This window comes from Streptomyces sp. NPDC048461 (genome assembly GCF_055587105.1).
In genome coordinates, this window is the sequence record NZ_JBVJGW010000002.1 from 480,811 (window position 1) to 493,699 (window position 12,889).

General features: G+C 72.3%; 14 protein-coding genes. 13 read left to right on the plus strand and 1 reads right to left on the minus strand.

Annotated elements, in window-relative coordinates; genetic code table 11:
- Nucleotides 1-35 precede the first annotated feature (35 nt).
- The 13 genes from ACZ6S8_RS05000 (at nt 36) to ACZ6S8_RS05060 (ending at nt 12,396) form a co-directional block, all read left to right on the plus strand.
- Nucleotides 36-1,046, plus strand: coding sequence for an ABC transporter ATP-binding protein (locus ACZ6S8_RS05000; protein WP_469452542.1), 1,011 nt, complete (start codon nt 36-38; stop codon nt 1,044-1,046).
- Nucleotides 1,043-1,807: an MlaE family ABC transporter permease gene (locus ACZ6S8_RS05005; protein WP_469452544.1), complete on the plus strand. Its 765-nt coding sequence runs from the start codon at nt 1,043-1,045 to the stop codon at nt 1,805-1,807. The genes ACZ6S8_RS05000 and ACZ6S8_RS05005 overlap by 4 nt, the downstream gene beginning before the upstream one ends.
- A gap of 5 nt (nt 1,808-1,812) precedes the next feature.
- On the plus strand, nt 1,813-2,619 hold the full coding sequence (locus tag ACZ6S8_RS05010; protein WP_469452546.1) for an MlaE family ABC transporter permease: 807 nt from the start codon (nt 1,813-1,815) through the stop codon (nt 2,617-2,619).
- A 1-nt stretch (nt 2,620) separates the two neighbouring features.
- Complete coding sequence (locus tag ACZ6S8_RS05015) at nt 2,621-3,874, plus strand: MCE family protein (RefSeq protein ID WP_469452548.1); 1,254 nt, start codon at nt 2,621-2,623, stop codon at nt 3,872-3,874.
- Complete coding sequence (locus ACZ6S8_RS05020; protein ID WP_469452550.1) at nt 3,871-4,926, plus strand: MCE family protein; 1,056 nt, start codon at nt 3,871-3,873, stop codon at nt 4,924-4,926. The genes ACZ6S8_RS05015 and ACZ6S8_RS05020 overlap by 4 nt, the downstream gene beginning before the upstream one ends.
- On the plus strand, nt 4,923-5,975 hold the full coding sequence (locus tag ACZ6S8_RS05025) for an MCE family protein (RefSeq protein WP_469452551.1): 1,053 nt from the start codon (nt 4,923-4,925) through the stop codon (nt 5,973-5,975). Before ACZ6S8_RS05020 ends, ACZ6S8_RS05025 begins: the two co-directional genes overlap by 4 nt.
- Nucleotides 5,972-6,997, plus strand: a complete 1,026-nt coding sequence (locus ACZ6S8_RS05030; RefSeq protein WP_469452553.1) for an MCE family protein — start codon at nt 5,972-5,974, stop codon at nt 6,995-6,997. Before ACZ6S8_RS05025 ends, ACZ6S8_RS05030 begins: the two co-directional genes overlap by 4 nt.
- Entirely contained in the window at nt 6,994-8,322 is a 1,329-nt protein-coding gene (locus tag ACZ6S8_RS05035) for an MCE family protein (RefSeq protein ID WP_469452555.1), read from the plus strand. The genes ACZ6S8_RS05030 and ACZ6S8_RS05035 overlap by 4 nt, the downstream gene beginning before the upstream one ends.
- Nucleotides 8,319-9,596 (plus strand): MCE family protein, encoded by a 1,278-nt coding sequence (locus ACZ6S8_RS05040; protein ID WP_469452557.1) that lies wholly within the window; start codon nt 8,319-8,321, stop codon nt 9,594-9,596. Before ACZ6S8_RS05035 ends, ACZ6S8_RS05040 begins: the two co-directional genes overlap by 4 nt.
- The gene (locus tag ACZ6S8_RS05045) at nt 9,593-10,135 is read left to right on the plus strand and encodes a hypothetical protein (RefSeq protein WP_469452559.1); all 543 of its coding nucleotides are present in this window, start codon (nt 9,593-9,595) and stop codon (nt 10,133-10,135) included. Before ACZ6S8_RS05040 ends, ACZ6S8_RS05045 begins: the two co-directional genes overlap by 4 nt.
- On the plus strand, nt 10,132-10,947 hold the full coding sequence (locus ACZ6S8_RS05050) for a hypothetical protein (protein ID WP_469452561.1): 816 nt from the start codon (nt 10,132-10,134) through the stop codon (nt 10,945-10,947). Before ACZ6S8_RS05045 ends, ACZ6S8_RS05050 begins: the two co-directional genes overlap by 4 nt.
- A gap of 27 nt (nt 10,948-10,974) precedes the next feature.
- Entirely contained in the window at nt 10,975-11,517 is a 543-nt protein-coding gene (locus ACZ6S8_RS05055; RefSeq protein WP_469452563.1) for a hypothetical protein, read from the plus strand.
- A 66-nt stretch (nt 11,518-11,583) separates the two neighbouring features.
- Complete coding sequence (locus tag ACZ6S8_RS05060) at nt 11,584-12,396, plus strand: hypothetical protein (RefSeq protein ID WP_469452565.1); 813 nt, start codon at nt 11,584-11,586, stop codon at nt 12,394-12,396.
- A gap of 116 nt (nt 12,397-12,512) precedes the next feature.
- On the opposite strand, the gene ACZ6S8_RS05065 is transcribed toward ACZ6S8_RS05060, so the two are convergent.
- The gene (locus tag ACZ6S8_RS05065; protein ID WP_469452567.1) at nt 12,513-12,884 is read right to left on the minus strand and encodes a peptidoglycan-binding domain-containing protein; all 372 of its coding nucleotides are present in this window, start codon (nt 12,882-12,884) and stop codon (nt 12,513-12,515) included.
- Between the last annotated feature and the right edge of the window lie 5 nt (nt 12,885-12,889).

Consider the following 12,889-nt stretch of genomic DNA (forward strand, 5'->3'; position numbering starts at 1 on the left):
TGCGAAGCGCACGCGACACGCCTGCTGGAGGTGATATGGGAATCGAGGTGGCTGTTGAGGGTCTGACCATGTCCTTCGGCAAACAGAACATCTGGCAGGATGTGACCTTGACGTTGCCCGCGGGTGAAGTCAGCGTCATGCTCGGCCCTTCGGGTACCGGGAAAACGGTGTTCCTGAAGTCGCTCATCGGTCTGCTCAAGCCGGAACGGGGACGCGTCCTCGTGGCGGGGGTGGACATGGTGAACAGCCCCGAACGCGACATATACGAGGCCCGCAAACTCTTCGGCCTCATGTTCCAGGACGGAGCGCTCTTCGGCTCCATGTCGCTCTTCGACAACATCGCCTTCCCGCTGCGCGAGCACACGCGGAAGAAGGAGTCGGAGATCCGCCGGATCGTCATGGAGCGCATCGACGTCGTCGGGCTCGTCGGCTCCGAGGGCAAGCTCCCCGGCGAGATCAGCGGCGGCATGCGCAAGCGGGCGGGACTGGCGCGCGCGCTCGTGCTCGACCCGCAGATCGTGCTGTGCGACGAGCCGGACTCGGGCCTCGACCCCGTCCGCACCGCCAACCTCTCCCAGCTGCTGATCGACCTCAACGCACAGATCGACGCGACGATGCTCATCGTCACCCACAACCTCGACATCGCCGCCACCGTCCCCGACAACATGGGGATGCTCTTCCGGCGCAACCTCGTCACCTTCGGCCCGCGCGAAGTGCTGCTCACCAGCGACGAGCCGGTCGTGGCGCAGTTCCTCGCGGGGCGGCGCGAAGGCCCCATCGGGATGTCCGAGGAGAAGGACGCGGCCACGCTCGCCGCCGAGGCCGCCGTCCCCGCCGCGGAACCCGCCGCCCCCCGGGTCATCGTTCCGCAACTGGAGCCCTCGCCCGGACTGCCGCCGCGCCAGGCCGCGCTGCGGCGCCGCGAGCGCGTGCTCGGCATGCTCGACACCCTGCCGGCCGCCGCCCGCGCCGCCATCGAGGACACGTACGCACGCGGAGCGCAGGCGCCCACCCTGCGGATGCCGGCCACCGGGAGCGGTTCGTGATCACGAACGGGCTGCGCCACACCGGCCGCCTCTTCGCCCTCGCGGCCGAGGTGGGCCGGTCCATCTTCAGGCGGCCCTTCCAATTCCGGGAGTTCGTCGAGCAGTTCTGGTTCATCGCCAGCATCACGATCCTGCCGGCCGCGCTCGTCTCCATCCCGTTCGGCGCGGTGATCGCCCTCCAGGTCGGCTCGCTCACCCAGCAACTGGGCGCGCAGTCGTTCACAGGAGGCGCCAGCGTCCTCGCCATCATCCAGCAGGCGAGCCCGCTCATCGTCGCCCTGCTCATCGCCGGCGCCGGCGGCTCCGCCATCTGCGCCGACCTCGGCTCCCGCACGATCCGCGAGGAGCTCGACGCGATGGAGGTCATGGGCGTCTCGCCCGTCCAACGCCTGGTCGTGCCGCGGGTGCTGGCGACGATGGGCGTGGCCGTGCTCCTCAACGGCCTGGTGTCGGTCGTCGGCACCCTCGGCGGCTACTTCTTCAACGTCGTCCTCCAGGGCGGCACCCCGGGCGCCTACCTGTCCAGCTTCTCCGCGCTCGCCCAGCTCCCCGACCTGTACATCAGCGAGTTCAAGGCCCTCGTCTTCGGGTTCATCGCGGGCATCGTCGCCGCCTACCGCGGCCTCAACCCGCGCGGCGGCCCCAAGGGGGTCGGCGACGCCGTCAACCAGTCCGTCGTCATCACGTTCATGCTGCTGTTCTTCGTGAACATGGTGCTGACGGCCGTCTACCTGAACATCGTCCCGCCGAAGGGAGGCTGAGGCCGATGGCCTCCCCGTTCGTCTGGCTCGACCGGTCCGGCGACCAGTTCCTGTTCTACGTCAAGGCACTGGCCTGGATCCCGCGCACGCTGCGCCGCTACCTCAAGGAGGTCCAACGGCTGCTCGCCGAAGTGGCCTTCGGCTCCGGCGGGCTCGGGGTGATCGGCGGCACCATCGGCGTGATGATCGCGATGACCCTCTTCACCGGCACGGTCGTCGGCCTCCAGGGGTACGCGGCCCTCGACCAGATCGGCACCGCCGCGTTCACCGGGTTCATCTCCGCGTACTTCAACACGCGCGAGATCGCCCCCCTGGTCGCCGGGCTCGCCCTCTCCGCGACCGTCGGCGCCGGCTTCACCGCCCAGCTCGGCGCGATGCGGATCAACGAGGAGGTCGACGCCCTCGAAGGCATGGGCATCCGCTCCATCCCGTACCTGGTCACCACCCGCATCATCGCGGGCGTCGTCGCGATCATCCCGCTCTACGCGATCGGCCTGCTCTCGTCGTACCTCGCCTCCCGCTACGTGACCGTCCTGTTCAACGGGCAGTCCAAGGGAACGTACGACCACTACTTCAACCTGTTCCTCTCCCCGACGGACGTCGTGCTGTCCGTCCTCAAGGTGTTCATCTTCAGCGTCATGGTGATCCTCGCCCACTGCTACTACGGCTTCCGCGCCTCCGGCGGTCCCGCCGGCGTCGGCGTCGCCGTGGGCCGCTCCGTGCGCAACGCCATCGTGATCATCAGCGTCACCGACTTCTTCCTGTCGCTGGCCCTGTGGGGCGCGACCACGACCGTGAAGGTGGCGGGGTGACATGAGCAGCCCACGGGGTGAGACCCTGAGCCGCCGGTTCGCCGGAGTCGTCTTCCTGCTGGTCCCCGCCCTCCTCGTCTGGCTGGCGATCGCGGTCTACGACAAGCAGTTCACCGACAGCGCGCCGATCACCGTCGAGACGGGCAGCGTCGGCAACGAGATGCACCCGGGCGCCGAGGTCAAGATGCGCGGCGTCGTCATCGGCGAGGTCCGCTCCATCGAGGCGACCGGCACCGGAGCCCGGCTCACCCTCGCGATGCATCCCGGCACCCTCGGCCGCGTCCCCTCCGACGTACGTGCCCAGATGCTGCCGACGACCCTGTTCGGCGAACGGTTCGTGGCGCTCGTCCCGCCGCCGGCGCCCTCGGCGGAGCCGATCGGCGCCGGGGCCGTCATCCCCGAGGACCGCTCCAGCAGCGCCGTGGAACTCCAGCAGGTCCTGGACAACGTCCTGCCCATGCTCACCGCCGTGCAGCCGCAGAAGCTGTCCGCCACCCTGTCCGCCGTGTCCCGGGCCCTCGAAGGGCGCGGAGACAAGCTCGGCACCACGCTCGCCCAACTGGACGCCCACCTGGAGAAGTTCAACCCGGAGCTGCCCGCACTCAACCGCAACCTCCAGGAACTCGTGAAGGTCAGCAACCTGTACGCGGACGCGGCCCCGGACATCGTGACGGCGCTCACCGACTTCACCACCACCAGCGGCACCCTCGCCGAGAAGGAGAGCGAGCTGGCCGGCACCTTCGGGGCCACCACCCGTACCGCCCAGGACGTCACCGCCTTCCTGCGGCAGAACAAGGACAACATCATCCGGCTCAGCGCCACCGGCCGGCCCACCCTGGAGCTGCTCGCCGAGTACGCCCCGTCCTTCCCCTGCACCCTGCGCACCCTGGCCGAGTTCGTGCCGGCCATGGACAAGGCGCTCGGCAAGGGCACCGACCAGCCCGGGCTGCACGTCAACGTGGTCACCGTGCCCTCGCGCGGTGCGTACGCACCCGGCCGCGACACCCCCTCCTACACCGCGGGCGGCGGTCCGCGCTGCTACCCCGTGCCCTACCTCGGCATCCCGGCCGCACCCGCCGTGCGACCCGCGGCAGCAGCCGAGCAGGACCTGGGACCCGCCAACTCCCCCCAGGAGAACGACTTCCTGAACGAGCTCCTCGCGCCCGCCGCCGAGAAGCAGGCCGGCGACCTGCCCGACTGGAGCAGTCTGCTGGCCGGACCCGCCTACCGAGGCACGGAGGTGATCCTCAAGTGACGGACGACCTCGCCCACACCCGACGGCGGCCGCTGACCGGCCCGCTGGTCAAGTCCCTCGTCTTCGTCCTGGTCACCGCCCTCGCCACGACCGTGCTCGCGCTCAGCATCGCGAACACCGGCGTGGGCTCGGACACCCGCTCGTACAAGGCGCTGTTCACCGACGCCACCGGACTCATCGACGGCGACAGCGTCCGGATCTCCGGCGTGGAGGTCGGCGAGGTGACCGACGTCCGGGTCGTCGACCGGCGCACCGCCCAGGTCACCTTCCGCATCCGCGACGACCGCACGCTCCCCGGCTCGGTGACCGCCGCCGTGAAGTACCTCAACATGGTCGGGCAGCGCTACGTCGCCCTCGACCGCGGCAGCGGTGACATCGGCGGCACCCTGCAGCCCGGTGCCACCATCCCGCTGGACCGCACCACGCCCGCACTCGACATGACCCTGCTCTTCAACGGGTTCAAACCGCTCTTCGAAGGCCTGTCGCCGGGTGACGTCAACGAGCTCGCCGGCTCGCTCATCCAGGTCCTCCAGGGCGAGGGCGGCACGGTCGACAGCCTCATCCGGCACATCGGCTCCCTCACCCACACGGTCGCCGCCAAGGACAAGGTGATCGGCCAGGTCGTCACCAACCTCAACACCGTCCTGGACACGCTCAACACCCGCGAGGCCGCCTTCGACGACCTCGTCGTCACCCTCCAGAAGCTCGTCACCGGCTTCAACGGCGACCGCAAGCCCCTCGGCGAGGCCGTCCAGGCGATGGGCGACCTCACCACCTCGACCGCGGGCCTCCTCCAGGACGGGCGCGCCCCCCTGAAGCAGAGCATCGGCGAACTGGGCCGCCTCTCGAACACCCTCGGCGACCACACGCCGCAGATCGAGGACTTCCTCGACAGGACACCGGCCAAGATGGCCGCCCTGGCCCGGCTGTCCTCGTACGGCTCGTGGTTCAACCTCTACCTCTGCGAGGCCCGCGTGAGCGGTGTGAGCACCTCCGACGGCTCCAAGCCGCCGACCGGCATCGCCGTCACCGAATCGAGGTGCCGAGGATGAGCCGCCCGCCCCGGTTCACTCCCGTCAGGGCCCGCAACCCCGTCGCGGTGGCCGCCGTCGGACTCGTCGTCCTCGCCCTGATCGCCGTCCTCGCCTACCACGCGGACCGCCTGCCGTTCGCCGGCACGGGCACCTCCTACAGCGCCGACTTCACCGAGGCCGCCGGTCTCGGCACGGGCGACGAGGTGCGCATCGCCGGCGTCAAGGTCGGCTCCGTCACCGGCGTCGCCCTCGACGGGCCCAAGGTGAAGGTGACGTTCGAGGTCGGCGACGCCTGGATCGGCGACCGGTCCACCGCCGCCATCGCCATCAAGACCCTGCTCGGCGACAAGTACCTGGCCCTCGACCCGCTGGGCGCCGGACGCCAGGACCCCCGCAGCCGCATCCCGCTGGCGCGCACCACGTCCCCGTACGACGTGACGCAGGCGTTCCAGGACCTCAGCGGCACGGTCGACGCCATCGACACCGAGAAGCTCGCCGAGAGCTTCGAGACGATCTCCGACACCTTCAAGAACTCGCCGCCGAACGTGCGCAGCGCCGCGACCGGCCTGTCCGAGCTGTCCAAGTCCGTCTCCAGCCGGGACGCCCAGCTCACCCGGCTCCTCCAGGGCAGCCGGACCTTCACCAAGACCCTGGAGGGCAAGAAGTCCAGCTTCGAGACCCTGCTGGAGGACGGCGGTTCGCTGCTCGGCGAGCTCAAGGACCGGCGTGACGCCATCCGCGCCCTGCTCAAGGGCAGCCGGGACCTGGGCACGCAGCTCAGCGGCATCGTCGACGACAACGACCGGCAGCTCGGACCCACCCTGAAGGCGCTCGGCCGCGTCACCAAGGTCCTGGAGGAGAACAGCAGCCAGCTCGACAAGACCCTCGCCCTCGTCGGCCCGTACTACCGGCTCGTCGGCAACTCCCTGGGCAGCGGCCACTGGTTCGACAGCTACCTGTGCGGAGTCGTGCCCCGGAACTACCTGCCCGAGGCGTCACAGCCCAAGACCGGATGCCAACCGCCGCAGCAGACGCCGGCGGCGGCGAAGGGGAGCGGTGCACGATGAACACCCCCAGAAGGCCCCTCGCCGTCGGGCTCGCCCTCGTGGTGCTCGCGGCCGTCGGACTCGTCGGCGTACGCCTCCTCGGCTCCGACGGCACCCGCGTCACCGCGTACTTCGACCGCGCCGTCGGCGTCTACGCCGGATCGGACCTGAGGATCCTCGGGGTACGCGTCGGCGAGGTCGAGTCCGTGGAGCCCGAGGGCACCCGGGTACGCGTCCGCCTCCGCGTCGACGACGGCGTCCGCGTCGCCTCCGACGCCCGGGCCGTCATCGTCGCGCCGAGCATCGTCGCGGACCGGTACGTCCAGCTGACCCCGGCGTACAGCACGGGCCCGGCCCTCGCCGACGGAGCGCAGCTGGCCGCGTCCCGCAACCGCACCCCCGTCGAGATCGACCAGCTGTACGCCTCGATCACCGACCTCGGCAAGGCCCTCGGCCCCGACGGCGCCAACGCGACCGGCGCCCTGTCCGGACTGATCGACACCGGCGCCGAGAACCTCAAGGGCAACGGCGACGCGATCGGCACCTCCATCCGGGAGTTCGGCAAGGCGGCCAAGACCCTCGACGGCAGCAGCGACGACCTGTTCGCCACCCTCGGCCAGCTCCAGACGTTCACCACCATGCTGAAGGACAACGACGGCAACGTCCGCACCGCCCAGGAGCGACTCGACGACGTGGTGACCTTCTTCGCCGCCAACAAGGACGACCTCGCGGGCGCCCTCGCCGAACTCGGCAAGGCCCTGGCCCAGGTGAAGACCTTCATCCAGAACAACCGCGCCGAGCTGAAGCAGAACGTGGACCGGCTCGTCCCCCTCACCCAGACCCTCGTCGACCAGCGGGCCTCCCTGGCCGAAGCCCTGGACGTGGCCCCCCTCGCCGCGGCCAACGTGGTGGGCGCGTACAACGAGGACACCCGCACCCTCGACGGCCGGGCCAACCTCAACGAGATCAGCATGGGCGGACCGCTGCTCCCCCTGCCCGTGACCGGCGGCTCCGCGGCCACCGGCGGGAAGGGGGACCGGTGAAGCGCCGCATCCCGCTCGCCGGCAAGCGCCCCGGGGCCCGGACCGGCGGCATCGTCGCCCTGGGCGCGGTCGTCGTGCTCACCGTGACGGTGCTCCCCGGACTGCCCCGCTTCGACGGCATCGAGGACCTGCCGCTGCCCGGCGGCGCGGACCTCGGCTCCCACCCGTACACGGTCACCGCCGAACTGACGGACGTCCTCAGCCTCGTCCCGCAGTCCGCGGTCAAGGTCAACGACGTCGCCGTCGGCCGCGTCACCGAGATCCGCCTGGGGACCGGCGACTGGACGGCGCGCGTCACCATGAGGATCAACGGCGACGTCCGCCTGCCCGCCGACGCGGGCGCCCGCCTCCAGCAGTCCAGCCTGCTCGGCGAGAAGTACGTCGAACTCACCGCCCCGGCCCGGGACACGGGCGGCGCGCGCCTCGCCGACGGCAGCACGATCCCGCTCTCCCGCACCAGCCGCAACACCGAGGTCGAGGAGGTGTTCGGCGCCCTGTCCCTGCTGCTCAACGGCGGCGGGGTCAACCAGCTGAAGACCATCTCCAAGGAGCTGAACGCGGCGCTCGGCGGCCGGGAACCCGAGGTCCGCTCCATGCTGGAGCGGGTCAACACCCTCGTCACCGACCTCGACACCCACCGGGACGACATCACGCGCGCACTCGACGGCGTCAACCGGCTCTCCACCACCCTGGCCGGACGCAAGGACGACGTGGGCAAGGTCCTCACCGGCCTCTCGCCCGGCCTCAAGACCCTGGAGGAGCAGCGGGGTTCGCTCCTCACCATGCTGCGCGCCCTCGACACGCTGTCGGGCGTCACCGTCTCCACCGTGAACGCGAGCAAGGACGACATGGTCGCCGACCTCAAGGCCCTGGCGCCGACCCTGAAGGCACTCGCCGACGCCGGCACCGACCTGCCCGACTCCCTCCAGGCGCTGCTGACGTACCCCTTCACCGACGAGGTGATGCGGGGCGTCAAGGGCGACTACCTCAACACCTACCTGCACATCGCCGCCGCGCCGGGCACGCAGGTCATCCCACCGCTCGTCCCGCAGGCCACGCCCACCCCGCCGACGGACCCGCCCACCCCGCCGACGGACCCGCCCACCCCGCCGGAAGACCCGGAGATTCCGCCGGAAGACCCGGAGACCCCTCCGGAAGACCCGGGCGCCGCCCTCCGCAGGAGCCCGTCCGGGACCGGATCCGGGAAGCCGGCGTCACCACTGCCGCTGCCGCCCGTCCAGAGCGCCACACCGGCCGGGCCGTCCGCCACCGGCGGCGCGCCGCGCACCGCGACCGGAGCCGCCGACGGAGGGAGGACCCCGTGATCACCCTCGCCGTACGGCTGAAGAACCTCGCGTTCCTCGTCATCGCCGTCCTCGTCCTCGGCTTCCTCGGCATCCGCTACGCCGACCTGGGACGCTACGTCGGCGCCGCCGACTACTACACCGTCGACGTCCACCTCGCCCGCACCGGTGGCCTGTTCCCCCACTCGGACGTCACCTACCGGGGGGTCTCCGTGGGCCGCGTCGGCGCCATCGACCTCACCGCCGACGGGGTCGTGGCCCAGCTGCGCATCAAGAAGTCGGCCGCCCGCGTCCCCGCCGACGCCAAGGCCGTCGTCGCCGGACTGTCCGCCGTCGGCGAGCAGTACATCGACCTGCGGCCCGAGAGCGACCGGGGGCCCTACCTCGCCGACGGCGCCCGCATCGACCAAGCCGACACCGAGGTCCCCGCACCCGTAACCGACCTCCTGACCAGCATGAACGACCTCACCCGGTCCGTACCGCTCGAATCGCTGCGCACGGTCGTCGACGAACTGGGCACGGCGTTCGAGGGGCACGGCGACGACCTCCAGGCCCTGATCGACAGCGGCAGCGCGTTCGTCCAGGCAGCCGACCGCTCCCTGCCCGCGACCACCCGCCTCATCAACGACGGCGAGGTCGTCCTGCGCACCCAGGCCGAAGAGGGGCAGGCCATCCGCGACTTCGCCACCGGCGCGCGCGAGCTCGCCGTCACCCTGAAGGGCTCCGACAGCGACGTGCGCCGCCTCCTCGCCGTCACCCCGGACGCGGCCACGCAGGTCAGCGGCCTCCTGCGCGACCTCGATCCGAGCCTCGGCGTGGTCCTCGCCAACCTGCTCACCACCTCGGAAATCGCCGTGACCCGGCAGCGCGGCATGGAGGAGCTCCTCGTGAAGTTCCCCGCGGCCGTCTCCGCGGGCGCCACCACCGTCGACGGAGGACGGATGAACCTCGGCATGGCCGTCACCTTCTTCAAGCCCCTGCCCTGCACCTCCGGTTACGGCGGCACGCGCTACCGCAACGGCCTCGACCTCGGTACGGCGCCCGCCCTGAACACCGGGGCCTCCTGCACCAGCCCCGCCTCGTCCGGGACGAACGTGCGCGGCTCCGCGAACGCCCCGAAGGGCGGGGCCGTCCCCACCCCGGCCCGGCCCGGCTCCCTGCCCTCGGGCAGCGCCGGCTCCGCCGCGGCGCCGGCCGCGACGGCCCTGCCCGGGGCGCTCGGCCTGCCCTCCCAGGACGGCGGGCCCACCGACATGGCCGGGCTGCTCGGCCTCGGAGCCGGGAGCGGCCGATGAGGCGGGCGCGGGTCCTCGCGGGCGCCTCACTGGCGGTGGCGCTCGCCTTCTGCGGGACCGGTGCCTGGACGTACGCACAGGCCCGCACCGACGACGGTCTCGCCTTCGCCGGTGAGCGGGACGCCGCCCTCGCCCAGGGCCGCGACCACATCGCGGTGCTCACCACCCTGGACGCGTCCACGCGCGAGCGGGCCGAAGCCGGCATCACGGCGTGGCGCGACGTCTCCACCGGGCCGCTGCACACCGAACTGAGCGCCACCCGGGCGGCGACGGGCGCCTCGGCGCGCGCCACCGTCACCGAGGCGGCCGTCACCGCGCTGGACGTGCGGGCCGGCACGGCGAAGCTCATCGCGACCGTGCGCGTCGACGTCACGCCGCAGGGCACCGCGAAGGCGACGAGCGACCGCAAGCGGCTGGAGGCCGTACTGGAACGCACGGGCGACGACACGTGGAAGGTCAGGGCGCTGAGCGCCGTCCCGGTGGCGGGTACGGACGCCACCGGGACGGCGCCCGCCGGCGGGGGGAGCGAGGCCAGGTGACGCGACGGCCGGGGAACACCACGGAGGAGCACGCGCAGAGCGGGGAGCCGGAGGCCCCGCGGTCTCCGCTCGCACAGGACGCGCCGGGCGGTCGCCCGGAGCCGGCGGACGAGGCCCGGGGCGGCCCGGAGAAGCCTGACGCGGCCCGGGGCGGCCCGGAGAAGCCTGACGAGGCCGGCGGCGACCCGGAGCCGGCGGACGGGGCCGAAGGCGACGCCGACGGCGACGCCGACGGCCACACCGCCCCGGACGGCCGGGGCACCGGCGCCCGGTTCGGCGCCCGGTTCCGCTCCGGGGTGGGCTCCCGGTTCGGCGGCCGGTGGCGTACGGCGGTCTTCGCGGCAGCCCTCGCGGTCCTGCTCCTGGGCGGCGGCGCCCTCTTCCACGGCGCGCACCAGTTGCGCTCCACCCCGTCCGCACAGAACCGCGCCCTCGCCGACACCGAGGCCACCGAGCGGGTGAGCGCCGAGGTCGGCGACGGCCTGGCCAGGATCTTCTCGTACACCCCCACCGGCGCCGACGCCACCGCCCGCTCGGCGCGGACGGTGCTCGGGGGCCGGGCGGCCCGGCAGTACGACGACCTGTTCGCCCAGCTCCGCACGAACCTGGAGACACAGAAGATCACCCTGAACACGCAGGCCGTCCGCACCGGGGTGATCGAACTGGACGGGGACACCGCACGGCTGCTGGTGCTCCTCGACCAGACCTCGCGCCGGGACGGGGGCGCCGTCACCTCGGCCGCGGCCCAGCTGACCGTCACCGCCCGGTTCCAGGAGAACCGCTGGCAGATCGTCGACATCAAGGCCCGCTGAGAGATGAGCGGGAGACGGGACCACCCCATGACACTCGCGGTGCGCGCCCTCGGGGGCACCCGGCCGATCGTGGCCGCCGCCCTCGTACTCACCCTGATCGCGGGCGGATTCGCCGCCTGGGCCGGCCTGGGCTGGTACGGGGCGAGCCACGACGAGTCCGCCGCGTACGCCGTCCAGCGCGACCGGGCGCTCGCGGCGGCGGAACAGGCCGTGCAGAACCTCAACACCCTCGACCACGCCAAGGTGGACCAGGGACTCGACCTGTGGGAGTCGTCCACGACCGGTGAACTGCACGACCAGCTCGTGCAGGGCCGCGCCGAGTTCGCGAACCAGGTCAAGACCGCCAGGACGGTGACGACGGCCCGCGTGCTGTCCGGCGCCGTCACCGAACTCGACGACCGCGCGGGCCGGGCCAGGGTGCTGATCGCCCTGCGGATCACGGTGAAGGCGGCCGACGACAAGAGCAGCGAGAAGGACAGCCGCATGCTCGGTGAACTGACCCGCACCGGGAGCCAGTGGAAGCTCAGCGCACTGGGTCAGGCGCCCGTGGGCGGCACGGCGTCCGGCTGACCGGCCGCCGCACCGCGAGAGCCGCCCGCATCCGAGAGCCGCCCGCACCCGTAAAGGACGCGCACGATGTCGACGACCCGCCACCTCATCAACCGCCAGCGCCAGCGCCGGCGCCAGGCCGACGGCAGCCGGCCGCTCCCCGCGGCGCGCACCGCCGGGGACACGGGACCGGAGGAGGCCCCCGGCGGTGCGCCTCGCCCGCCCGGGGGCGGTCTGCGTGCACCCGCGCCGTCGCGGACCCCGGCGGGGGAGGCGCCACGCGCGCGGAAGGCCGGCGGCTCGAAGCGCGAGGCGCTGCCCGAGCGGGGCGAAGGGGCCGTCGCTGCCGGTACGGACGGGAGCGGTCGCAGGCGCCTCGCCCCCCTCCTGATCCTCTGCGCCCTCACCGTCCTCCTCGGAGCCTTCGCGGGCTTCGCCCAGAGCCGGGCCGGGGCGCTGCGGGACGATCCGGTGCGCGGCAACACCGCGCTCACCGACCTCGCCCGCACCAGTGAGATCAAGGGCCAGACCGCCAAGGCCGTGGCCTCCCTCTTCTCGTACGACCACGCCAAGCCGGACGCCTTCGCGAGCGCGTCGAAGACCATGCTCACCGGCAAGGCCGTCACCCAGCACCGGGCGCTCTTCGCCGACGTCCTCGCCCAGGCCGAGAAGCAGAAGACGGTGATCACCACGACGGTCACGGACAGCGCGGTCGAGCGCATCGACGGCGACCGGGCACGCGTCCTGATCTACGCGGACCAGAGCAGCGTGGGCACGGCGGGGGCCGAGAAGCAGGCCTCCCAGGACCAGGGCGTCTACGCGGGCGCCATGTTCGCCCTCGACCTCGTCGCACGGGACGGGCGCTGGCTCGTGGAGGGCATCGACACCTTCGGCCGCTGAGCCGGGACGGCCGGCCGCCAGCCGCGCCGGAAGACGGCCGAAAACGACCGCCCCCGCGGGGCCGCACCATCGGTGCGGCCGGCTCCCGCGGGGGCGGCGGTGCGACAGAACCGTGCTCAGCAGACCGGGTTCTTGAGGGCGCTCCAGGTCTTCGGACCCACGATGCCGTCGACCGGCATGTTGCACATGGTCTTGACGCGGTTCTGGAACTCGCGCACGGCACGGTCGGTGTCCGCGCCGAAGTCGCCGTCGACGCCGTAGCGGCCGATGTTGACGTTCCAGGTCTTCAGCAGGCACTGCGCCTGCCGGACCGCCGCACCCTTCGACCCCCGGCTGATCACCGGCTGGTCATTGGTGTGGTTACACCCACGCACGCCGGCCACCGCCGCGCCGGAGTTCGTGGCGGCCACGGCTCCCGGGGCGAGGGAGACACCGGCGCACAGCGCGGTCGAGGCGACGAGGAGCGCGAGACGCTTGCGTACGAGCATGTCCG